The organism is Methylobacterium sp. J-076 (assembly GCF_022829405.1).
In the GTDB taxonomy this organism is placed as follows: domain Bacteria; phylum Pseudomonadota; class Alphaproteobacteria; order Rhizobiales; family Beijerinckiaceae; genus Methylobacterium.
In genome coordinates this window covers 24,767-46,611 of sequence record NZ_JAKSXW010000084.1, presented here as the reverse complement: position 1 = coordinate 46,611, position 21,845 = coordinate 24,767, and the positions used below count along the sequence as shown (strand labels likewise).

General features: G+C 72.2%; 25 protein-coding genes. 9 read left to right on the top strand and 16 right to left on the bottom strand.

The window, feature by feature from the left end:
• Positions 1–53: 53 nt before the first annotated feature.
• The 6 genes from MKK53_RS07605 to mdcA all read right to left on the bottom strand — a co-directional run bounded on the left by MKK53_RS07605 (position 54) and on the right by mdcA (position 5,689).
• Entirely contained in the window at positions 54–977 is a 924-nt protein-coding gene (locus MKK53_RS07605) for an acyltransferase domain-containing protein (protein WP_243928087.1), read from the bottom strand.
• 277 nt (positions 978–1,254) lie between these two features.
• Positions 1,255–1,896: a malonate decarboxylase holo-[acyl-carrier-protein] synthase gene (gene mdcG, locus MKK53_RS07600; protein WP_243928086.1), complete on the bottom strand. Its 642-nt coding sequence runs from the start codon at positions 1,894–1,896 to the stop codon at positions 1,255–1,257.
• A complete protein-coding gene (mdcE, locus tag MKK53_RS07595; protein WP_243928085.1) occupies positions 1,886–2,617 on the bottom strand; it encodes a biotin-independent malonate decarboxylase subunit gamma in 732 nt (243 codons plus the stop codon). The genes mdcG and mdcE overlap by 11 nt, the downstream gene beginning before the upstream one ends.
• On the bottom strand, positions 2,604–3,518 hold the full coding sequence (locus MKK53_RS07590; RefSeq protein ID WP_243928084.1) for a biotin-independent malonate decarboxylase subunit beta: 915 nt from the start codon (positions 3,516–3,518) through the stop codon (positions 2,604–2,606). Before MKK53_RS07590 ends, mdcE begins: the two co-directional genes overlap by 14 nt.
• A 2-nt stretch (positions 3,519–3,520) precedes the next feature.
• Entirely contained in the window at positions 3,521–3,829 is a 309-nt protein-coding gene (gene mdcC / locus MKK53_RS07585) for a malonate decarboxylase acyl carrier protein (RefSeq protein WP_243928083.1), read from the bottom strand.
• 213 nt (positions 3,830–4,042) lie between these two features.
• On the bottom strand, positions 4,043–5,689 hold the full coding sequence (gene mdcA, locus MKK53_RS07580; protein ID WP_243928082.1) for a malonate decarboxylase subunit alpha: 1,647 nt from the start codon (positions 5,687–5,689) through the stop codon (positions 4,043–4,045).
• Positions 5,690–5,905: 216 nt separating this feature from the next.
• Here mdcA and madL point away from each other — a divergent pair, with 216 nt between their 5' ends.
• The 3 genes from madL (at position 5,906) to MKK53_RS07565 (ending at position 7,964) form a co-directional block, all read left to right on the top strand.
• Positions 5,906–6,367 (top strand): malonate transporter subunit MadL, encoded by a 462-nt coding sequence (madL, locus tag MKK53_RS07575; protein ID WP_243928081.1) that lies wholly within the window; start codon positions 5,906–5,908, stop codon positions 6,365–6,367.
• Between the two features lie 15 nt (positions 6,368–6,382).
• Complete coding sequence (madM, locus tag MKK53_RS07570; RefSeq protein ID WP_243928100.1) at positions 6,383–7,147, top strand: malonate transporter subunit MadM; 765 nt, start codon at positions 6,383–6,385, stop codon at positions 7,145–7,147.
• A gap of 136 nt (positions 7,148–7,283) precedes the next feature.
• On the top strand, positions 7,284–7,964 hold the full coding sequence (locus tag MKK53_RS07565; protein ID WP_243928080.1) for a GntR family transcriptional regulator: 681 nt from the start codon (positions 7,284–7,286) through the stop codon (positions 7,962–7,964).
• Positions 7,965–8,237: 273 nt separating this feature from the next.
• Here the strand turns inward: MKK53_RS07565 and MKK53_RS07560 are convergent, their stop codons facing one another.
• Entirely contained in the window at positions 8,238–8,645 is a 408-nt protein-coding gene (locus MKK53_RS07560) for a cell division protein ZapA (protein WP_243928079.1), read from the bottom strand.
• Positions 8,646–8,649: 4 nt separating this feature from the next.
• A complete protein-coding gene (locus MKK53_RS07555) occupies positions 8,650–8,946 on the bottom strand; it encodes a DUF4164 family protein (RefSeq protein ID WP_243928078.1) in 297 nt (98 codons plus the stop codon).
• A 529-nt stretch (positions 8,947–9,475) separates the two neighbouring features.
• Between MKK53_RS07555 and gap the strand changes: the two genes are divergently transcribed.
• From gap to MKK53_RS07525, 6 genes are all read left to right on the top strand, one after another.
• A complete protein-coding gene (gap, locus tag MKK53_RS07550) occupies positions 9,476–10,480 on the top strand; it encodes a type I glyceraldehyde-3-phosphate dehydrogenase (protein ID WP_243928077.1) in 1,005 nt (334 codons plus the stop codon).
• Positions 10,481–10,565: 85 nt separating this feature from the next.
• The gene (locus MKK53_RS07545) at positions 10,566–11,042 is read left to right on the top strand and encodes a hypothetical protein (protein ID WP_409564289.1); all 477 of its coding nucleotides are present in this window, start codon (positions 10,566–10,568) and stop codon (positions 11,040–11,042) included.
• A 52-nt stretch (positions 11,043–11,094) separates the two neighbouring features.
• Positions 11,095–12,297 carry a phosphoglycerate kinase gene (locus tag MKK53_RS07540; protein WP_243928075.1) on the top strand — a complete coding sequence of 401 codons (1,203 nt, stop codon included), beginning with the start codon at positions 11,095–11,097 and terminating at the stop codon, positions 12,295–12,297.
• A 63-nt stretch (positions 12,298–12,360) separates the two neighbouring features.
• The gene (fba, locus tag MKK53_RS07535; RefSeq protein ID WP_243928074.1) at positions 12,361–13,431 is read left to right on the top strand and encodes a class II fructose-bisphosphate aldolase; all 1,071 of its coding nucleotides are present in this window, start codon (positions 12,361–12,363) and stop codon (positions 13,429–13,431) included.
• Between the two features lie 33 nt (positions 13,432–13,464).
• Positions 13,465–14,118, top strand: a complete 654-nt coding sequence (locus tag MKK53_RS07530) for a thiamine phosphate synthase (RefSeq protein WP_243928073.1) — start codon at positions 13,465–13,467, stop codon at positions 14,116–14,118.
• Complete coding sequence (locus MKK53_RS07525) at positions 14,115–15,128, top strand: tetratricopeptide repeat protein (RefSeq protein WP_243928072.1); 1,014 nt, start codon at positions 14,115–14,117, stop codon at positions 15,126–15,128. Before MKK53_RS07530 ends, MKK53_RS07525 begins: the two co-directional genes overlap by 4 nt.
• A gap of 269 nt (positions 15,129–15,397) precedes the next feature.
• Here the strand turns inward: MKK53_RS07525 and MKK53_RS07520 are convergent, their stop codons facing one another.
• From MKK53_RS07520 to MKK53_RS25375, 8 genes are all read right to left on the bottom strand, one after another.
• A complete protein-coding gene (locus MKK53_RS07520) occupies positions 15,398–15,820 on the bottom strand; it encodes a cupin domain-containing protein (protein ID WP_243928071.1) in 423 nt (140 codons plus the stop codon).
• A gap of 72 nt (positions 15,821–15,892) precedes the next feature.
• Positions 15,893–16,318, bottom strand: a complete 426-nt coding sequence (locus tag MKK53_RS07515; RefSeq protein WP_243928070.1) for a DUF779 domain-containing protein — start codon at positions 16,316–16,318, stop codon at positions 15,893–15,895.
• A 126-nt stretch (positions 16,319–16,444) separates the two neighbouring features.
• The gene (gene adh, locus MKK53_RS07510; protein ID WP_243928069.1) at positions 16,445–17,968 is read right to left on the bottom strand and encodes an aldehyde dehydrogenase; all 1,524 of its coding nucleotides are present in this window, start codon (positions 17,966–17,968) and stop codon (positions 16,445–16,447) included.
• 204 nt (positions 17,969–18,172) lie between these two features.
• Positions 18,173–18,520 (bottom strand): DUF3325 domain-containing protein, encoded by a 348-nt coding sequence (locus MKK53_RS07505; protein ID WP_243928068.1) that lies wholly within the window; start codon positions 18,518–18,520, stop codon positions 18,173–18,175.
• Positions 18,517–20,031, bottom strand: coding sequence for a PepSY-associated TM helix domain-containing protein (locus MKK53_RS07500; RefSeq protein ID WP_243928067.1), 1,515 nt, complete (start codon positions 20,029–20,031; stop codon positions 18,517–18,519). The genes MKK53_RS07505 and MKK53_RS07500 overlap by 4 nt, the downstream gene beginning before the upstream one ends.
• Positions 20,028–20,381 (bottom strand): iron transporter, encoded by a 354-nt coding sequence (locus tag MKK53_RS07495; protein WP_243928066.1) that lies wholly within the window; start codon positions 20,379–20,381, stop codon positions 20,028–20,030. The genes MKK53_RS07500 and MKK53_RS07495 overlap by 4 nt, the downstream gene beginning before the upstream one ends.
• A gap of 283 nt (positions 20,382–20,664) precedes the next feature.
• Positions 20,665–20,919, bottom strand: a complete 255-nt coding sequence (locus MKK53_RS07490; protein ID WP_243928065.1) for a hypothetical protein — start codon at positions 20,917–20,919, stop codon at positions 20,665–20,667.
• 103 nt (positions 20,920–21,022) lie between these two features.
• On the bottom strand, positions 21,023–21,835 hold the full coding sequence (locus tag MKK53_RS25375; protein ID WP_279598885.1) for a cold-shock protein: 813 nt from the start codon (positions 21,833–21,835) through the stop codon (positions 21,023–21,025).
• Positions 21,836–21,845 lie beyond the last annotated feature (10 nt).

Here is a 21,845-nt window from a genome sequence, read left to right as displayed (position 1 = left end):
GCGTGCCGCCCCGGATCGCTCCGCTCCGCTCCGCTCGCAAGGAGGGGTGCGGGTCAGCCCCTGCGGATCCAGTCCAGCACCCCGTCCACCGAGCGGAAGGCGTCCAGGGCATGGACCCGCGCCTCCGGCAGGGCCGCCTGCGCCATCGTCGCCAGGGCGTGGCCGGGGCCGAGCTCCAGCACGCAATCGGCGCCGTACTCGCCGCAGGCGTCGAGACAGGCGGCCCAGTCGAGGGTGTGCGAGATCTGCGCCGCGAGCTTGTCGAGCCCGGCCTGGGGCTGGAACACCGCCGCCCCGTCGAGGCCGCTCAGCAGGCGCGGCGCGGCGGGCGGCGGGCGGTGCAACTCGGCCTCGGCGAGGAGGGCGCGGAACCGCCCGCTCGCGGCGGCGAGCAGGGGGGTGTGGGAGGGCGTCTCCACCGGCAGCAGGACGGCCCTCTGCGCTCCGGCAGCGGTGGCCTCCCGGCACAGGGCGTCGAGGGCCTCCCGCGGGCCGCCGACCACGGCGCTGTCCGCGGCGTTGCGGATGGCGAGGTGGCATCCGTGCCGGTGGGTGAGCGGTTCAAGGGCGGGAAGGCCGATCCCGCGGATGCCGGCGAGGCCGAAGCCCTCGCCCGAGGCCGCATCCATCGCCTCCGCGCGGGCGGCGGCCAGCCGCAGCACCGTGGCGGCGTCGAAGCGCCCGGCGACGCCCCAGGCGGCGAGGTCGCCGATGCTGTAGCCCGCCACGATCGCCCGGCCGGGCTTGCCCGCCGCGATCACGCTCCACCCGGCCAGCGCGGCGACGCAGCACAGGACCTGCCCGGTGCGGTTGCCGTGCAGCCCCTCCCCGGCCCTGGCCACGTCGCGCGGATCGGTGCCGCCGAGGAGGGGCCGGGCCGCCGCGAACACGGCCTGCGCCTCGGGCCGCTCGGCGGTGAGGTCGAACATCCCCGGATGCTGGCCGCCCTGGCCGGAGAGGAGGATGGCGAGGGTCATGGGCTCGTCCGGTTCATGGCGTCGGGCCGATAGACTTCGCACGATCGCGGGGGATCGTTGCGCGGGGGATCGCTGCAGCCTGCCGAATCCATCCTCCCCCGCCTCCTGACCGACCGACCGTCACTCACCGTCGTCCCCCCTCGACCTCATCCTGAGGTGCGGCGGAGCCGCCTCGAAGGAGGGCTCCAGGGGTCGCGCGGCTGGCTGGAGGCCTCCTGCGAGGCCCGTTGGCGCGGATGCCTCAGGATGAGGTTCGGGGTGGGACGGAACTGTTCCTTCAGACCATCCGGGTGGCGGCCGGCCTCATCGCCACCCGGTCGAGATACTTCACCAGAACGCTCCCGCCCATGGGCGCCTCGCGCAGTTCCCGCCACTGCACCCCTCCCCCGTCGGGCAGGAGGATCTCCCCGTCGAGGCGCATCGGCGCGTCCGCGTCGATGGCGGCGAGCCCGTCGAGGAGCGTCCGCGGGGCGGGGCCGGGCCAGAGCAGGTCGAGGTCGGAGGTGGCGGCGAGATAAGTGAGGCCCGTCACCGCCTGCCAGAGCAGGGCGCCGAAGGGCCGGGGCACGAGGCGGTGCGCGTTCCCCAGGGCGAGGAGCGCGTCGATGGCGGGCGCCCACGCGGCCGGGGCGTGGTGGGCGGTCCCGGCGAGGGTCGGGGGGGGCACCGGGCGCAGGGCGTCCGGGGGCAGGGCGAGGCCGATCCGCCGCTTGCCGTCGGCGGGGGGCAGGGGCAAGCCGAGCGGGACGCAGGCGTCCCCCTCCCCCGGCACCCGGCGCCGGACGATCAGCGGGCGGGCGGCCTCCGCCCATCCGGCGAGGTGGGGCACCCCGTCGAGGTCGGCGCGGGCGCGCAGCAGGTCCGCCCAGGCGGCGGGGTCGGCCGCCACGAGGTCGTGGCGGACCGGCTCATCGCCCACGAAGCTGCCCGGCGACGGTCGCCGCGATCTCCTCCGCCACGGGGCGCCCTCCTCGCTCCCGCCCGAGCCGGTCGCGCCCGTCCCGCTCCGGCAGGGTGGCGATGAGGTCGCGGATCTGGGGGCCGAGGGGCGCGGCGGGGTCGAGCACCGCGTGGACGGCCCCGGCGGCGCGCATGTTGTCGAGGCCCGGCGCGAAGACCTGGGTGGATTTCGCCATCTCCTGAAGCTTGTCGAGGGGCAGCTTGGTGACGCGTGCCACCGAGGGGAGATCCATCACGCTCGGGTTGGCGCCGGGGAGCGCCGCGAGCACCCGCGTCGCCAGGGCGGTGGCGATGAAGGCCCCCGCCGCCGAATGCCCGTAGAGCAGCCCCACGGTCGGGTGCCCGTGCCGGTCGGCCAGCAGCAGCGCCTTGGCGAGGTGGGCGAGGCATTCGTTGAGGCCGAGCAGTTCGTCCCGCCGGCTCATCCGCTGGCTGTCGGAATCGACGGCCACCAGGATCGGCGCCCGGTCGCCGGAGCGCACCGCGTCGAGGACGTGGCCGGCGAGCGCCAGCGCCCCTTCGATGCCGAGCGGCGTATCGCCGTCGATGCCGATCACCCGCAGCCGGCCGCCCTCGAACGGGCCGTCGCCCGCGATCAGACCGTTCGCCACCGTGACGGCGTGGCCCCCGGGGAAGAGCGAGGCCAGGATCTCGGCGAGCGTGGTCTTAGCGCGCGTCATGGGTCGCCTCCCGCAGGTGGGCCACGGTCTCCTCGAAGGCGGGGGTGTCCATCGCCGGCACCGCGTCGGGGTCGTTGACGCCGAGCCGCGCCCAGATGTCCGTGGCGTCCCGGCAATCGCCGAACCTGTCGAGGCGCGCCTGCAGGCGGTCCTGCTCGGCCACCAGGGTGTCGAGGTCGAAGGCGGGGGCGTCGGCGATCAGGCGCAGGGCCGCCTCGCGGAAGGCCGCGACCGTATCCGCGCAGAACGCGTCGGCGCCGCCGATCAGCCGGCGGTGCTTGCCGCCCATGGTGCGCCAGACCAGCGCCCGGTCGCGGGAGTCGAACTCCTCGGCGCCCTTGTTGGTCTCGATCACCTCCGGCCCCGAGACCGAGATGCGCCCGCCCTCCGAGACGGCGAGCCGCGAGCAGGTGCCGGCGATCAGCCCGCCGCCGCCGAAGCAGCCGGCCCGGCCGCCGATCAGCCCGACCACCGGCACGCCGGCCGCGCGGGCCTCGACGATGGCCCGCATCGCCTCGGCGATGGCGGTTTCGCCGGCATTGGCCTCCTGAAGGCGCACGCCGCCGGTGTCGAGGAGCAGCAGGACGGCCGCCGGCTTCGCCGCCACGGCCGCCCGGAGCAGGCCCACGAGCTTGGCCCCGTGGACCTCCCCGAAGGCCCCGCCCATGAAGCGGCCCTCCTGGGCGGCTACGAAGACGGCCTTCCCGTCGAGGACGCCGGCACCGACGACGATGCCGTCGTCGAAGGCCCGGGGCAGGTCGAACAGGGGCAGGTGCGGGCTCATCCGGCGCTCGGCCGGACCCAGCGCCTCCGTGAAGCTGCCGGGATCGAGGAGCGCGTCCAGGCGCTGGCGGGCGCTGGCCTCGTACCAGCTCAGGCGGTCGCGGTCGGGTCCGGCCATGCTCACGCCTCCATCAGACGCGCGCCCTGGAGCAGGCGCAGGGAGACGGTGTCGGGCCGGGCACCGCCGTCGTTGATCGAGATGCGCAGGCCGCCGGGCTGGGCGCGGGCGACGAAATCCGCCACCACCGCCTCCCAGACCTGCCCGTAGCCCGAGACCGGCGTCTCGATGGCCACTTCGCAGGTATCCGGCGGCAGCACCCGCTCCAGCAGGATCTCGAGGTTGCCGGAGGCCACCACGCCGGTGATCGCCTGCGGCTTGGAGCCGGCAAGCGGTGTCTTCGTCGTGTGGCGGAACGTCAGGCTTTCCATGGCGGTACCTTCGGAGGGCGGTCCCTCCCCCCTCTGCGGGGAAGGGTGGCCCCTGCGTCAGCAGGGGTCGGGAGAGGGGAACCCGGCTTCAGGAAGGGGCGAAGGAGACGCGAGGGTCCGGGCCACGTTCTGCACCGTCGCTCCCCTCTCCCGACCCCCTTCGGGGGCCACCCTCCCCCGCAGAGGGGAGAGGGCGCGCGCTGCGCCCGCCCATCACCAGTTCCTGAACCGGGCGGGCGGTTCGTAGAGGCCGCCGGACCAGTGCACGAGGTCCTTGATCGAGCGCGCCGCCAGCAGCGAGCGGTCGGCGTCGAGGGGTTCGATGCCGAGGTCTTCCGGCCGGCGGATGATGCCCCGGGCGCGCAGTTCCTCGACCTTCGCCCTGTCCCGGCCCCGGCCGACCTCGGTGTAGCCGGCGACCCCGCGGATCGCCTGCTCCCGGTCGTCCGCGTCCCGGCAGAGGAGCAGGTTGGCGATGCCCTCCTCGGTGACGATGTGGGTCACGTCGTCGGCGTAGATCATCACCGGCGCGAGTTCGAGGCCGATCTTCTTCGCCAGTTCCAGCGCGTCGAGGCGTTCCACGAAGGTCGGGACCAGCTTCTCGCCGAAGGTCTCGACCATCTGCACCACGAGCTTGCGCCCGCGCATCAGCGCCGGATCGCCGACGACCTGCCCCTCCCGCCCCGCCTTCATCCACGGATCGGAGGGGTGGCGGCGCCCGTGCGGATCCGAGCCCATGTTGGGCGCCCCGCCGAAGCCCGCCACCCGCGATTGCGTCACCGTCGAGGAATGGCCCATCAGGTCGATCTGGAGGGTCGCGCCGATGAACATGTCGCAGGCGTAGAGCCCCGCCGTCTGGCACAGGGCCCGGTTCGAGCGCAGGCTCCCGTCCGCCCCGGTGAAGAACACGTCCGGCCGCTCGCGGATGTAGCGGTCCATCCCGACCTCCGAGCCGAAGCAGTGGACTTGGCGGACCCAGCCCGATTCGATCGCCGGGATCAGGGTCGGGTGCGGGTTGAGGGCGAAATGCGTGGCGATCTCGCCCTTCAGCCCGAGCTTCTCGCCATAGGTCGGCAGCAGCAATTCGATCGCCGCCGTACCGAAGCCGATGCCGTGGTTGAGCCGGCGGACGCCGTACTCGGCGTAGATGCCCTTGATCGCCATCATGGCGATGAGGATCTGGGTCTCGGTCATCGCCGCCGGGTCGCGGGTGAACAGCGGCTCCACGAAGAACGGCGTGTCCGCTTCGACCACGAAGTCGATCCGGTCGCCGGGGATGTCGACCCGCGGGACCTTGTCGACGATCTCGTTCACCTGCGCGATGACGACGCCGTTCTTGAAATGCGTCGCCTCCACGATGGTCGGCGTGTCCTCGGTGTTCGGGCCGGTATAGAGGTTGCCCTCCCGGTCGGCCGAGACCCCCGCGATCAACGCCACATGCGGCGTCAGGTCGATGAAGTAGCGGGCGAACAGCTCCAGGTAGGTGTGGACCGCCCCGAGCTTGATCTGGCCGCCGTAGAGCATCTTGGCGACGCGGGCGCCCTGCGGGCCGGAATACGAATAGTCCAGCCGCTCGGCGATGCCGGTCTCGAACACGTCGAGATGTTCCGGAAGGACGATGCCCGACTGCACCATGTGCAGCCCATGGACCCTGGCCGGATCGCACTGGCTGAGGGCGCGGGCGAGGCAATCCGCCTGCTTCTGGTTGTCGCCCTCGAGGCAGACCCGGTCGCCGGGCTTCAGCACCGCGTCCAGCAGCGCCGTGGCCTCGCCCGCCGGCACGACCTTGCCCTGCGCGTGCGCCCGCCCCGCCTCGATGCGCGCGTCGCGGGCCTTCCTCTCCCCGCGCCAGTCGGCCATCGCTCGTCTCCCTTGTATGCAGGCCTCACTCTATTCGTCGCGCATGAATTTTCAAACCCGTCCGAATCACTTTTTCGTATATCGGATTGCCAATCCGGAAAGATGCTGCATACTCAAAAGCAACAAATAACGTCATATGGGAAGGAAGCGCGCCATGCCGGAATCGGCAGAGTCCGTCCGCCATCGTTCGGCCCTCGTCCGCGGAGGGCTCCGGCGATGATCGTCTTCGGCGTCGCCCTCCTCGCCACCTGCACCCTGATCGGCGTGTATCTCGGCGACCTCCTCGGGATCGCCCTCGGGGTGAAGGCCAATGTCGGCGGTGTCGGCATCGCCATGATCCTGCTCATCGCCGCCCGGATCTGGCTCGACCGGCGGGGGCGCCTGTCGAAGGGCGTCAAGTTCGGCGTCGAGTTCTGGGCGGGGATGTACATCCCCATCGTGGTCGCCATGGCCGCGCAGCAGAACGTGGTGGCCGCGCTCACCGGCGGGCCGATCGTGATCATCGCCGCGGTGGGCTCGCTGGTCCTGTGCTTCGGGGCCGTGGCGCTGCTGAGCCGCTTCGGCGGCCCCGGCACCCCCGCGCCGGATGCGGCCCATGCGGGCGCGGTCATCGAGGGCGAGGCCGAGGGAATCGCGGCGCGGCCTGCGGGCCCCGCTCCGGCGCGACGGGAGGTCTGAGCCATGGATCACGGCATCTGGCACGGCATCGAGCACGTCTTCATCGAACAGAGCCTGGTCGCGGCCTTCGCCGTGGTCGGCGGGCTGATCCTGGTCTCCAACTTCGCTGCCAAACGCCTCACGAACGGCCGGGTTCACGGCTCGGCCATCGCCATCGTGCTCGGGCTGGTGCTCGCCTATTTCGGCGGGCTCTACACCGGCGGCAGGAAGGGCGTGGCCGACATCCCGGCGCTGGCCGGCATCGGCCTGATGGGCGGGGCGATGCTGCGCGACTTCGCCATCGTCGCCACCGCCTTCGAGGTGGACGTGATCGAGGCCCGCCGCGCCGGGCTCCTCGGGGTGCTGGCCCTGGCCCTCGGCACGATCCTGCCGTTCATCGTCGGCACGCTGACGGCGGTGGCCTTCGGCTACCACGACGCGGTGTCGATCACGACCATCGGCGCGGGGGCGATCACCTACATCGTCGGCCCGGTGACGGGGGCGGCCATCGGTGCCGACTCGACGGTGATGGCGCTCTCCATCGCCACGGGCGTCACCAAGGCGGTGATGGTGATGGTGGGCACGCCGCTGGTCGCCAAGCTGATCGGGCTCGACAACCCCCGCTCCGCGATGGCCTATGGCGGTCTGATGGGGACGGTGAGCGGCGTCGCCGGGGGGCTCGCGGCCACGGACCCGAAGCTCGTCCCCTACGGCGCGCTCACCGCGACGTTCCATACGGGCATCGGCTGCCTCGTCGGGCCGTCGATCTTCTTCCTGACGGTGCGGGCGCTGGTCGGGTAGAACAGGCCGGTTCCGTCATCGCGAGCACAGCGAAGCGATCCAGGGATGCGCTCCGTTCGTCGGACGGCCCGCCGCCCCTGGGGTGCTTCGCGGCGCTCGCACTGACGGCGAGGGGTACGACAGTGGGGTGCAGGGCATGGATGCGGGCGATGGGATGGGAGGTGCCGAGCGGGGGCTCCTGTCGGAGCGGATCCGCAACGCGCTGACCGACGCCATCGCCTCCGGCGATTTCGCCGCCGGCACCGTGCTGGACGAGCAATTGCTCGCCGACCGCTACGGGGCCTCGCGCACCCCCGTGCGGGAGGCCCTGCGCCAGCTCGCGGCGTCCGGGCTGGTGGAGATCCGCCCCCGCCGGGGCGTGGTGGTGGCCCAGCTGACGCCGCAGCGGATCGGCGACATGTTCGAGACCTCCGCGGAGGTGGAGGCCCTGTGCGCGCGGCTGGCCACCTACCGCATGACGCCCCTGGAGCGCGGGGCGCTGATCGACCTCCACGACCAGTCCGCCGCCGCGGTGGCGGCCGGCGACGTGGACGCCTACGACCGCCTCAACCGGGCGTTCCACGAGGCGCTCTACGCGGGCACCCATAACGGCTTCCTGGCCGAGCAGGCCCTTGCCCTGCGGGAGCGCCTCGCGGCCTTCCGGCGGACGCAGCTCCGCCAGGGCGACCGCATCCACCGCTCCCGGGAGGAGCACGGCGAGATCCTCTCCGCCCTGTCCGAGGGCGACGGGGAGGCCGCGGCCCGGCGGATGCGCGCGCACATGCTCCGCGCCGCCGCGGCGCTCGGGCGCTACATCGCCGGGCCGGGGGCGGGGTGAAGGGGCCTTCCCGTTCCCGACCGGTGGGGACCGGTGCGGCCGTCATCCCATCCCTGCCCTCATCCTGAGTGGCCGACTTAAAAACCGGGTCTCATCCTACTGCGCCGGCGCCGCTTTTCCCCCTCGCCGCGCCTGCGGGGAGAGGGGTTCGCCGACCTTGTCGTCGGCTGAACGAGGCGGCAGCCGCAGGTGAGGGGGCGTGCGGGACGAGACTCCTCCGGCGAGCCCCCTCCCCGCCGCGCCGGCTTCGCCTGCGCGTCCCGGCGCCCCGGTCTATGGCTCGCCCGCGCCGCCCTCAGGGCGGCGGCCGGCGGCGGTGCCCGCCGGGGCGTTGAGGGCGTCGGCGAGGCGGGCGATCCGGTTCGCGGCGCCGGAGATCCCCTCGGCGGCCCGCGCCGCCGCCTCGTCCCGCGCCCGCTCGGCCGCCGCGACGACGGAGCGGGACTGGGCGACCTCGGCCTCCAGGGCGGCGAAGCGCTTGCGCAGGTCGGACAGCTCGTCGGAGATGGTGAGGGCGGCCATCACCTGAAGCCGCATGTCGCCGATCTCGCCGAAGCTCTCCCGCATCCGCCCGACCCGCTCGCTGAGGTCGGCGGTCAGCGCGGTGAGGTGGGCCTCCTCGTCCTTGCCGCAGGCCATGCGGTAGGTCTTGCTGTCGATGGTGACGGTGATGATCGGCATGGGGTCAGTGCCTCTCCAGCACGCCGGCCACGGCGGCGATGGCCCGGTCGAGCCGGTGCCCGACCTCCCCCGAGGTCGCCTCCACCTGGGCGAGGCGGGCGCTGGCCGCGTCGAGGGCGGCGGCGAGGCGGCTGCGGTCCTCCTCGAGCAGGTGGAGTTCGGCGTCCCGGTCGTCTGGGGACGCCTCGGCCTCCAGGCGGCGGGACACCGTGGCCTCCAGCCGGGAGAGCGTCGCATCGAGCCGTTGCAGGGCGTCGGACACGGGGTCCCGCGCGGGATCGTCGTCGGGCGGCATCGTCATCGGGGGTTTCGGCATCCTCAGGCGTTCCCCGGCGGCGGGGAAGCGGTTCGGCGCAGGCTGCGTCTCAAGGCTTTCGTCCGGTGCTGCCCGGTTGCGCCGCGACCGGACAGGGCACCGCCGCAAGTTTCGGCCGGATCATCCAGGATTTCCAGGGAAAAAGCCGATTCCGGGACTCTATGCAGTCTGCCTCGCATTCCAATTCACCGAACTCGGAAACAAGCAGGGGTTTGTCACTTCCGCGCGTTTGACAGGTCGAGGTGCCATGCTAGACAGCCGCGCGTTCCATCAAGTGGTTCAACGGGCCGTCGCCGGGCGGGGCGTTGACCGCGGCGGTCCTTCCCCCGGCGCGGTCCGGTGCGGGAGCGTCGCGGCGGTGTCGGGATGGCGGGCGGTCCGGTTCATCGCCGGTTCAAGCCCACCCTCGCAGGGCTCCCCGGGCGGGAAGGCCCGGGCCGCGGACGCCGGGGGCACCAGGCGATAGGGCCGCCGCATCGTGGGCGGGTGCCCGGCATCAGGAAGGATCAGTGCCGTGACGAAGGTTGCCATCAACGGGTTCGGGCGCATCGGCCGCAACGTGCTGCGGGCCATCGCCGAGTCCGGCCGCAAGGACATCGAGGTCGTGGCGATCAACGATCTCGGCCCGGTCGAGACCAACGCGCACCTGCTCCGCTTCGACTCCGTGCACGGACGGTTCCCCGGCGAGGTCGCCGTCGATGGCGAGTTCCTGGTGGTCGACGGCCGCCGGATCAAGGTGACCGCCGTCCGCAACCCGGCCGAGCTGCCGCACCGCGACCTCGGCGTCGACATCGCCCTCGAGTGCACCGGCATCTTCACCTCGAAGGACAAGGCCAAGGCCCACCTCGACGCCGGCGCCAAGCGCGTCCTCGTCTCGGCCCCCGCCGACGGGGCGGACCTGACGGTGGTCTATGGGGTGAACCACGACAAGCTGCAGGCCGACCACCTCGTCGTGTCGAACGCCTCCTGCACCACCAACTGCCTCGCGCCCGTCGCGAAGGTGCTGGACGAGGCCGTGGGCATCGAGCGCGGCTTCATGACCACGATCCATTCCTACACCAACGACCAGCCGTCGCTGGACCAGATGCACAAGGACCTCTACCGCGCCCGCGCCGCGTCGCTGTCGATGATCCCCACCACCACGGGCGCCGCCAAGGCGGTCGGCCTCGTGCTGCCGTCGCTGAAGGGCAAGCTCGACGGGACCTCGATCCGCGTGCCGACGCCGAACGTCTCGGCGGTCGACCTCGTGTTCACCGCCAAGCGCGCGACCACGGTCCAGGAGATCAACGACGCGGTGAAGGCCGCCGCCGCCGGCCCGCTCAAGGGCGTGCTCGGCGTCACCGACCGGCCGAACGTCTCGATCGACTTCAACCACGACCCCCATTCCTCGACCTTCCACCTCGACCAGACCAAGGTGATGGACGGCGTGCTGGTGCGCATCCTCGCCTGGTACGACAACGAGTGGGGCTTCTCGAACCGCATGGCCGACACGGCCGTGGCGATGGCCAAGCTCATCTGATCGTCCGCGACCGGCCCCGCCGCCCCCTCCGGGCGGCGGGGCCGCCTGTTTCTTACGGCGTTCCTTCGGAAGGGTGGTTCTCGGGATGGCAGACGCGTCGCAGGGTACAACGGGCGGCCAGGGTTTCATCCCGCAGGGTCCCGCCCCCGCTCCTCCGCCTTCTCCCAGCCCATCCGCCCCTCCCGCCGCCGCGCCGGCCCCCGCCTCCCCCGCCGCGAGCCCGATGGGGGCGATCGCCTCGCATCAGCTCTTCGACCAGCTCGCGCGGATCGAGGACAAGGCCTCGCGCATCGAGGACAAGTACGCCCGCTCCGAGTCGCTGCTCTCCCGCGTCGAGGACAAGGTCGAGGGTGCCACGGGCCGGATGAACGAGGCCGCCCGCCAGTCCGACCTCTCCGCCCTGCGCAACGAGGTGCGCGGCCTCGCCGAGCGCACCCGGCGCCTCCCGGGGACGGGCGCCTTCGTCCTCACCGCCGTCATCACCGCCGTGCTGACCGTCGCGCTGATGGTCGCGCTCCAGCGGCTGAACCTCGACCAGCTCCTCCCGCCGCGCGCCGGCTAGCCCGGCTTCCCGCCGCCCCCTCCCCGCCGCACCGACTTCGCAAAAGGACCCGATGAGCGCCTTCCGCACCCTCGACGATGCCGGCTCGCTCCAGGGCAAGCGCGTCCTCATGCGCGTGGACCTGAACGTTCCCATGGAGGGCGGCCGCGTCACCGACGCGACGCGGATCGAGCGGGTCGCCCCGACGATCCGGGAGGTCGCCGGAAAGGGGGCCAAGGTCGTGCTCCTCGCCCATTTCGGCCGGCCGAAGGGCAAGCGCGAGGCGAAGGACTCCCTCGAGCCCGTGGTGCCCGCCCTGTCCGCCGCCCTCGGCAAGCCGGTCGCCTTCGCGGCGGACTGCGTCGGCGAGGAGGCCGCCAAGGCCGTCGCCGCCCTGAAGGACGGGGACGTGATCCTGCTGGAGAACACCCGCTACCATGCGGGCGAGGAGAAGAACGACCCCGCCTTCGCCGACGCGCTGGCCGCCAACGGCGACGTCTACGTCAACGAGGCGTTCTCCGCCGCCCACCGGGCCCACGCCTCCACGGAGGGCCTGGCCCACCGCCTGCCCGCCTATGCGGGCCGGGAGATGCAGGCCGAGCTGGAGGCCCTGACCAAGGGTCTCGAATCGCCCCAGCGCCCGGTCATCGCCCTCGTCGGCGGCGCCAAGGTGTCGTCCAAGATCGATCTTCTGGAGAACCTCGTCGCCAAGGTCGACATGCTGGTGATCGGCGGCGGCATGGCCAACACCTTCCTGCACGCGCAGGGCAAGCCGGTGGGCAAGTCCCTCTGCGAGAAGGACCTCGCCGGGACCGCGACCCGCATCCTCGCCGCCGCCGAGAAGGCCGGCTGCCGGATCATCCTGCCGGTCGATGCCGTCTCGGCCTCCGAGTTCAAGGCCAACGCCGCGCACGAGACCGTGCCCGTCGATGCCGTGCCGGAGGGTGGAATGATCCTCGATGCCGGCCCGGAATCGGTGGCCGAGATCAACGCGGCCATCGACGGTGCCAAGACCCTGGTCTGGAACGGCCCCCTCGGCGCCTTCGAGCTGACCCCCTTCGACGCGGCGACCGTCGCGGCGGCCAAGCACGCGGCCGAGCGCACCAAGGCGGGCGCGCTTGTTTCGGTGGCCGGTGGCGGCGACACCGTGGCCGCGCTCAACCACGCTGGCGTCGGCCAGACCTTCACCTACGTCTCGACGGCGGGCGGCGCCTTCCTCGAATGGCTGGAGGGCAAGGCCCTGCCGGGCGTCGAGGCGCTGCGCGCCAAGGGCTGAACTGGAATTTCACGCCCTCACGGGCGTTTGCATCGCGACACGTCGAACGGGAAGGCGGACACTATGGCACGGATCACCCTGAGGCAGCTCCTCGACCACGCCGCCGAGCATGAATACGGCGTGCCCGCGTTCAACCTGAACAACATGGAACAGGGCCTGGCCATCATGGCGGCCGCCGACGCCACCGATTCGCCGGTCATCCTGCAGGCGAGCCGCGGCGCCCGGTCCTATGCCAACGACGTGGTGCTGGCCAAGCTGATCGACGGCCTCGTCGAGATCTACCCGCACATCCCGGTCTGCATGCACCTCGACCACGGGAACAACGAGGCGACCTGCGCCACGGCGATCCAGTACGGCTTTACCTCGGTGATGATGGACGGCTCGCTGAAGGCCGACGGCAAGACCCCGGCCGACTACAATTACAACGTCGAGATCACCCGCAACGTCACCAAGATGGCCCATTGGGCCGGCGTCTCGGTGGAGGGTGAGCTGGGCGTGCTCGGCTCCCTGGAGAGCGGCCAGGGCGAGGCCGAGGACGGCCACGGCGCCGAGGGCACCCTCTCCCACGACCAGCTGCTGACCGACCCGGACGAGGCGGTGAAGTTCGTGGAGGCCACCAAGGTCGATGCGCTGGCGGTGGCGATGGGCACCAGCCACGGCGCCTACAAGTTCACCCGCCAGCCCGACGGCGACGTGCTGGCCATGAACGTGATCGAGGAGATCCACCGCCGCCTGCCGACGACCCACCTCGTCATGCACGGCTCGTCCTCGGTGCCCCAGGACCTGCAGGACATCATCAACCAGTACGGCGGCCAGATGAAGCCGACCTGGGGTGTGCCGGTCGAAGAGATCCAGCGCGGCATCAAGCACGGCGTCCGCAAGATCAACATCGACACCGACAACCGGATGGCGATGACCGGCCAGATCCGGAAGGTGTTGACCGAGAACCCGGCGGAGTTCGACCCGCGCAAGTACCTGAAGCCGGCCATGGAGGCGATGACGAAGCTCTGCAAGCAGCGCTTCGAGGAGTTCGGCACGGCGGGCAAGGGCGCCAACATCCGGCCGATCTCGGTGGCCGACATGGCCAAGCGCTATGCCAGCGGCTCCCTCGACCCGAAGATCGGGCCGCAGTAAGCGGGGGGGGAATCCTCAACCCCTCATAGGTCCATGGTGGAACAACGCATCGCCCTCCTCGGTCCCCACGGCCTCGATGCCGCGGGGGTCGAGGCCCTCCTGCCCGCCCTCGAAGCGGCCTGCGCCGCGGGTGACGTCGCCGCGGTGATCCTCCGCTTCGCCGCCGCCGACGAGCGGACCCTGACCGGCCTCGTCAAGCGCGCGTCCACGCTCACGCAGGCACGGGAGGCGGCCCTCGTCGTCGCCTGCGCCGGCTATGTCGGCGACCTCGTGCAGGTCGCCGCCCGGGGCGGGGCGGACGGCGTCCACCTCGACAAACCCCGCGATCCGGCCTCCGACCTCGGCGATCTGCGCGGGCGCCTGCGGGACGGGCGCATCCTCGGCGCGGGCGGCTTCGAATCGAAGCACATCGCCATGGAGGCCGGCGAGGCCGGCGTGGATTACCTGATGTTCGGCGGCCTCTACCCGGACGGCGCCGCCCCCGACCCAGAGACCGTGCTGGCCAGGGCTGGCTGGTGGGCCGAGATCTTCGAGACCCCCTGCGTCGCGGTCGCCGCCGCGGAGGCGGAGCTGCCCGCCCTGATCGAGACCGGGGCCGAATTCATCGGCTTGGAGAGCGCGATCTGGGCCGGCGATCCGGAAGCGGTCGCCCGGGTGCAGGCGCTCATCGGGGCGCAGGCGGGATGACGCGCATCGCCCTCGCCTTCGTCGCGCTCCTGCTCGGGCAGGGTGCGGCGGGGGCCGTCTCCCTGGCCGACCCGAAGGCCACCGCGACGCCGACCGAGAAGAAGCCGATGCGGGAGCTGCCGAGCCCGTACACGCCGAATTTCGGCGGCGGCGCCCTGCCGCCCGCCTCCGGACAGCCGCCCGATACCGCCTACGGTGCCTACCAGCGGGGCCAGTACGTCACCGCCTTCCGCGAGGCGACGAAGCGGATCGAGGCCAACCCCAAGGATGCGGCGGCGATGACGCTGCTCGGGGAGCTGTACAACCAGGGGCTCGGCGTGCCGCAGAACCCGGTCAAGGCGGCGGACTGGTACAAGCTCGCCGCCGCGCAGAACGACCCGGCCGCCATGTCCTCCCTCGGGCTGATGGCCCTGGACGGGCGCGGCGTACCCAGGGACCCCAAGGCCGGCCGGCGCTGGCTCGAACAGGCCGCCGCCCTCGGCTCGCCGACGGCGTCCTACAACCTCGGGTTGATCCTGATCGGCACGGGCACCCCCGCCGACGAGGCCGAGGCGGCCAAGCAGTTCCGCAAGGCCGCCGACGCGGAGGTGGGCCCGGCCCAGCACGATCTCGGGGTGCTCTACCTCCAGGGCCGCGGCGTGCCGAAGGACCCGACGCAGGCGGCCTCGTGGTTCCGCCGGGCGGCCGACAACGGCGACCTCGCCGGTGAGGTCGAGTTCGCGATCCTGCTGTTCAACGGCACAGGCGTCCCCAAGGACGAGCATGCCGCGGCCCGCTACTTCCTGCACGCGGCCAAGCGCGGCAACGCCATCGCCCAGAACCGGATCGCCCGCCTGTACGCCTCGGGCCGGGGCATCTCGAAGAACCTCGTGGAGGCCGCCGCCTGGAACCTCGCCGCCGCCGGGCAGGGGCTCTCGGATGCCTGGCTCGACCAGGCGGTCACCGGCCTCTCGAAGGACGAGAAGGTCCGGGCCGAGCGCCTCGGCAACGAGCGGGCGGAGGCGCAGTAGGGCGGGGCGTTCGGCGCTCCGCGCGCTTCGATCTCACCCTTCTGACCTCCTTCGCGGCCCGCTGACGCGGGCACCTCAGGATGAGGCGGCGGAAGGGATGATCGGGGCCCCAGGCCCCGCCCATCCCGTCATTGCGAGCGGCGCGAAGCAATCCAGGGAAGCGCCACGGTCTGAGGCGTCCCGCCGCCCTGGATTGCTTCGCTTCGCTCGCAATGACGGCGGTGTGTCGGGGGGCGCCTGGATACCGCCCCTCCCCTGCCGGACAGGCCCTAGCTGGCCTTCGACCAGTCGACCCCCGCCTCAAGCTCCGGCAGCAGGACGACGCTTTCCTGCTCGTTCGGGTCGGTGCGGGCGATCACGGCCACCACCGGTTCGATGGTGCTGCGGTTGTAGGGCAGGTGCGGCACGCCGGCCGCGATGTAGACGAACTCCCCGGCCCCGGCGATGGCGTGGTGTTCCAGCCGCTCGCCCCAGAAGCAGCCGGACACGCCCTTCAGGACGTGGATCGCCGTCTCGTGGGCCTCGTGCTTGTGGGCGTGGGCGCGCTCGCCGGGGGCGATTTCGAGGAGCTGCATGTGCAGCGCCCGGGCGCCGACCGCCTCCGCCGAGATGGCCGGGCGGTACATGTGGCCCTGCTTGCCGCGGAACGGCGTGCTCTCGCGCACCACCATCAGGCCGGCTCTCTCGGTCATCTCGCCCTCCCGTCGCGATCCACACCGTCAGTGCGAGCGAGAGCGCGGCAACCACGGCGGCCCGTCAGGACATCACAACCGGCAGGCGCCGCCAAGCGCCTCGTTCTCCGCCGGCGTGAACAGCCGCGAGCGGATGTGGAACCGCTTCTCGCGCCCGTTCTCCAGGGAGAACATGCCCCCCCGGCCGGGCACCACGTCGAGGAGGATGTGGGTGTGCTTCCACACCTCGAATTGCGGACGGGAGATGAAGAAATCGGCCCCCGCCACCTGTCCGAGACGGACGTCGCCGTCACCGACGATGAAGTCCCCCACGGGGTAGCACATCGGCGAGGAGCCGTCGCAGCAGCCGCCGGACTGGTGGAACAGGACCGGGCCGTACTCGGCCTTCAGCTCCTCGACCAGGGCGAGCGCCGCCGGGGTCGCGGTGACGCGCAGCGGCGTCCCGTCCGCGCCGGCCTGCTCGGCGGTGGTGGCTTCGGTCGTCTCCGCGGCGCCCATGCGTTCCTCCCGGCCGTTCCGTCCCGATATGTCGCCGCCGACCCCGGGCGTCGAGGTCCGCACAGACAAAGAGGCCCCGGCCGGGTGGCCGGGGCCCAAGGTGGTCTCGGGGAGACCCGGCCGAACTCAGAAGAATCCGAGCTTCTTGGCCGAGTAGCTGACCAGCATGTTCTTGGTCTGCTGGTAGTGATCGAGCATCATCTTGTGCGTCTCACGGCCGATGCCGGACTGCTTGTAGCCGCCGAAGGCCGCGTGGGCCGGGTAGGCGTGGTAGCAGTTCGTCCAGACGCGGCCCGCCTGGATCGCCCGGCCGAAGCGGTAGGCGCGGGTCCCGTCGCGGGTCCAGACGCCGGCGCCGAGGCCGTAGAGGGTGTCGTTGGCGATCGAGAGGGCGTCGGCGTCATCCTTGAAGGTCGTGACCGACAGGACCGGGCCGAAGATCTCCTCCTGGAAGATCCGCATCTTGTTATGGCCGCGGAACACGGTGGGCTTCATGTAGAAGCCCTCGGCGAGCTCGCCGTCCTTCACGTTGCGCTCACCGCCCGTGAGACACTCCGCGCCCTCCTGCTTGCCGATGTCGACGTAGCTCAGGATCTTCTCCAGCTGCTCGCTCGACGCCTGGGCGCCGATCATCGTGGCCGGGTCGAGGGGCGAGCCCTGGGTGATCGCCTCCACGCGCTTGATCGCCCGCTCCATGAAGCGGTCGTAGATCGACTCGTGGACCAGGGCGCGGCTCGGGCAGGTGCAGACCTCGCCCTGGTTGAGGGCGAACATCGTGAAGCCCTCCAGCGCCTTGTCGAAGAAGTCGTCGTCCTCGTTCGCCACGTCGGCGAAGAAGATGTTCGGCGACTTGCCGCCGAGCTCCAGGGTCACCGGGATCAGGTTCTGGGAGGCGTACTGCATGATGAGGCGGCCGGTGGTCGTCTCACCCGTGAAGGCGATCTTGGCGATGCGCGGCGAGGAGGCGAGCGGCTTGCCGGCCTCCAGGCCGAAGCCGTTGACGATGTTCAGGACGCCCGGGGGCAGCACGTCGCCGATGATCTCCATCAGCAGCAGGATCGAGGCCGGGGTCTGCTCGGCGGGCTTGAGCACCACGCAGTTGCCCGCGGCCAGCGCCGGGGCGAGCTTCCACACCGCCATCAGGATGGGGAAGTTCCACGGGATGATCTGGCCGACGACGCCGAGCGGCTCGTGGAAGTGGTATGCCACGGTGTCGTGGTCGATCTCGGAGATCGAGCCCTCCTGCGCCCGCACGCAGCCGGCGAAGTAGCGGAAATGGTCGATGGCCAGCGGGATGTCGGCGTGGGTCGTCTCGCGGATCGGCTTGCCGTTGTCCCAGGTCTCGGCCAGCGCGATCAGATCGAGGTTCTCCTCCATCCGGTCGGCCATCTTGTTGAGGATGCGGGCGCGCTCGGCCGGGGCGGTGCGGCCCCAGGCCTCCTTGGCGGCGTGGGCGGCGTCGAGGGCCTTCTCCACGTCCGACGCATCGGAACGCGGCACCTCGCAGACCACCTTGCCGGTGATCGGCGAGGTGTTCTCGAAGTAGCGGCCGGCGGTGGGGGCGACCCACTGGCCGCCGATGAAGTTCTCGTACCGCGACGAGAACGGCGACTTGGTGCGGCTGTCGCCGAAGAATTCGGGCTTGTTCATGGGCGTTCTCCCTGGAAATGGCCCGGCCTCGCGGACCGCAGCTCGTTCGTGTCGGGATCCCGGGCGCTGGGATCCCCTCGCCGCGCTCGCTCGGCGTCCGGGTGCAGCCAATGTCAGATGGCCGGCCGACGCAAGGTGGACTTTTGGCCGATGCGCCCCAAGCCCGGAGCCTACGCCTGCTGCGGGCGGTTGGCGACCCCGGTCTTACGCGGCCAGGGCGAAGGGCAGGCAGGCCGCCGCCAGCGGCAGGGCGGCGACGGCGGCGGGGCGCAGCCAGCCGGGCCGGTAGGCGAGGCAGAGGGCGACCCCCAGCGCCGCGGCGGTGACGGCGCCGACCGCCTGGACCGGCCCGAAGTTCCAGCCGGCCAGGGCCACGGCGGCGTAGAAGGACAGGCCGAGCCCCGCCCAGCCCGCCGCTCGCAGCGGCCGGGCGCGGCCCCGGGGGAGCGGCCGGCGCAGGACGGCGCGGTGATGCCTGTCGAGGCTTAGGGCGAGGCAGGCGAGGCCGGCGAAGGCCAGGGCGACGCAGACTCCGAGGCCGGCGGCGCTCATGCTTCGACAGCCCCGGTCGGGGGGCTCCGCCACAGGGCAGCGGGGGGGCGCGTCGCCGTCCGGGCGGCGAGGATCAGGAGCGTGGCGGCGGCCAGCATCGCCACGTCGAAGGCCACGAACCGCGCCTCGCCGACGAAGGCGAGGTCGGCGGGGACCACGGCGAGGAACGCCGCCGCCGCGAGGCCGAGGGCGGCGGGCCATGCCCGGGCCCGGGGTGCCAGCGCCCCGATCGCGGCTACGACGGCCCATGTGCCGAAGAAGGCCCAGACCTCCGCGCTCGCGCGGCCGGCGAGATCCGGGGGAAGCAGCCGGTTCGCCAGGAAGAAGGCGGCGATCCCCGCGGGCAGGCCGGCGATCGTGCCGATGTTCAGGACCCGCACGAGCCGCAGGCCGATCCCCTCCGGCGCGGCCCCCTTCGGCGCCCGAGCCACCGTCCACAGGACGAGGCCGGAGGCCACGGTCGCCGCCCCCAGGGCGCCGCACAGGAAGAACAGCGCGCGCAGGGCCGGCGCCGCGAAATGCGCCTCGTGGAGCCCGTACATCACCGTGGCGGTGCGCGTGGCCGCGCCCGCCGCTCCGTTGCGGGCCCATTCGGCGCCGGAGACTGCATCGTAGGCGATCTGCGGGTGCAAATGGGTGAGGCCGTGCGGCTCCTCGAACACCGCGTTCACCGTGGCGGCGGCGTCGCCGGGCGAGGAGACGAGCAGGGCCTCGGGCAGTTCGCCGCCGGCCGACGCGGCGCGGGCCACGATGTCGCCGAGCGGTAGTCCCTCCGCCCGCTGGCCCGAGGGCGGGCGGGATTTCGGCATCAGCCCCGCCTCGACGAAATAATCCAAAGGCGCGTCGCGATAGGCGGTCTGGACCGCCCAGGGCATCAGCATCGGTGCGAGGGTCGCGAGCCCCGTATAGGTGATCATCAGGTGGAACGGCAGCGGCAGCACCCCGAACAGGTTGTGCGCGTCGAGCCATGCCCGCTGCCGCGACCGATTCGGACGGAAGGTGAAGAAGTCCGCGAAGATGCGGCGATGGGTGACGATGCCGGAGACGAGGGCGATGAGCAGCACCATCGCGCAGGCGCCGACGATCCACCGCCCCCATTGCGACGGCAGGGCGAGTTCGAAGTGAAACCTGTAGAGGAAGTCGCCGCCCTGCGTGTCGCGGGTGCGGGTCGGCTCCCCGGTCGCCGGATCCAGGAGGGCGTGGTGGAAAGGGCCGTCGAAGGACGTCCACCAGTACACTTCGGTCAGCGGCTTCTCCGCCTTGGGCAGACCGATGAACCAGCCCCCGGTGTTCTCCGGCTGGCGGGCGAGGAACTGGCCCGCCAGCGTCGCCGCCGTGGCAGGGTCCACCCGCGTCTCGGTGGTTTCCGGGCGCATCCAGCGGGAAATGTCCTCCCGGTAGTAACTCGCGGTCCCGGTGACGAACACCGCGAACAGGACCCAGCCGACCACGAGCCCCGCCCAGGTGTGGAGCCACGCCATGGATTGGCGGAAGCGTCTCGGCTCGCTCATGCCGGCCCCGTCGGCGAGAAGCCGCCCACCAGCCACAGCGCCGCGGCGAGGATCGCCGCCGATCCGGCGATGCCCAGGACCGCGCGGCCGAGGGAGGGGGTGGCGAAGACGAAGACCACGGCGCCCGCCATCACTGCGAAACTCGCCATCGTCGCGGCGGAGACCGCCTCCGCCCGCGGCAGCGGCAGGATGAGGGCGCCGAGCGCCGTCGCGAGGGCGGCGACGGCGTAGCCCCCGATGATCGCCAGCACCACCCGGCCCGCGACGCCGAGGCGGTCGCCTAGGCCCGTCGATCCCTTGCGGGAGGCAGGGTCGGGCGGGACGCCGTCGGTGAGCGAGTCGTTGGCCATGGGGTCGGGTAGCAGTGGCCCGTGGCAGCTCGCAATCGCTATCTTTCGGAACGATTCCAGCCAGCCGCCAAGCACTTGGCGCCGTTCGCGACGGAGAGGGCCAGGGGCCGGCGGGCGCGTTCGGGACAAGCCGAGGCCCGCTCCGCACGCGGCGTCACGCTGCCGCAGCGTCCGGATGGGCGACGTGGGGCGAACCCGGGATTCGTCGCGCTCGGCGACGGCGCTGATCGGGGCGATTCGCTCGCCAAAGACGGGGGTGCGGTGGCGACGACAGGGGCGACCGTCAGCGCCCTGCGGTGCTTCGGCCGGAATGCCGGAGGGCGGCGGCGGCGGCTGTGGCGCTCGGCGGGAGGCTGGGGGCGGAGGGCACGGTGGCGGTGGCGCCCGGCAGGGTGGCGGGGGCCGTGCCGTGGTTCCCCTCCCGGCTCCAGCCGTAGCCGGCATTCACCCCGGCATAGGCGCCGGTGAAGTCTTCGGCCTGGGCCGGCAGGGCAACGGAGCAGATCACGCAGAGGAGCGGCGGAAGGCGGCGGACCATGCGAAACTCAGGGCGACACACACGAACGGCGGCCCCGGGCGGAGCCGCCGTTCAGGCTATGTCATGGCAACGCGGCGACAGGGAGGCGCCGCGCGACCGGGGTTCAGCCGTCGACGTTGATCGACTGGGCCTCACGGCCCTTCATGCCCTCGACGACGCCGAGGGTGACCTGCTGGCCCTCGGCCAGCGAGTCGAGGCCGGCGCGGGCGAGCGCCGAACGGTGGACGAACACGTCCTTGCCGCCGTCGTTCACCGAGACGAAGCCGAAGCCCTTGGCCGGGTCGTACCACTTCACGGTGCCGACCATCTCGGTGGAGGGGCCGGACGGGGGACGCCCGCCACCGCCGCCGCCACCGCCGAAGCGGTCGCCGCCGCCACCGAAACGGTCGCCGCCACCGCCACCGAAGCGGTCACCGCCGGCGCCGGGGGCACCGAAGCCGCCGGTGCGCGGACGGAACTCGCGGCGGGGAGCCGGAGCCTCGGCCGTCGACGTGTCGACGCTGGTCACGCTCGTGACCTGCGGACCCTTCTGACCCTGCGCCGTCGTGACCATCAGCTTGGTGCCGGGCATGAGGTCGTCATGGCCGGCCGCCTCGACGGCCCGGATGTGGAGGAAGGCATCGCCCGAACCGTCGCCGAGTTCGACGAAGCCGAAGCCCTTCTCCTTGTTGAACCACTTCACCGTGGCATCGCGCTCGGGGCCCGTCGGAGCCGGGGCCGCGCCGCGTGCCGGGCCGCGGTCGAAGCCGCCCCCGCCGTAGCCGCCGCCACCACCGCCACCAAAACCGCCGCCGCCACCGCCACCGCCGTAGCCACCGCCAAAGCCGCCCGAGGGAGCCTGATCAGGCCATCTCGGCTCACCGCCCTCGTCGAAGCCGCGCTTCTGCGGCCCTCTGAAATCACGACCACGTCCCATTAGAAGCTCG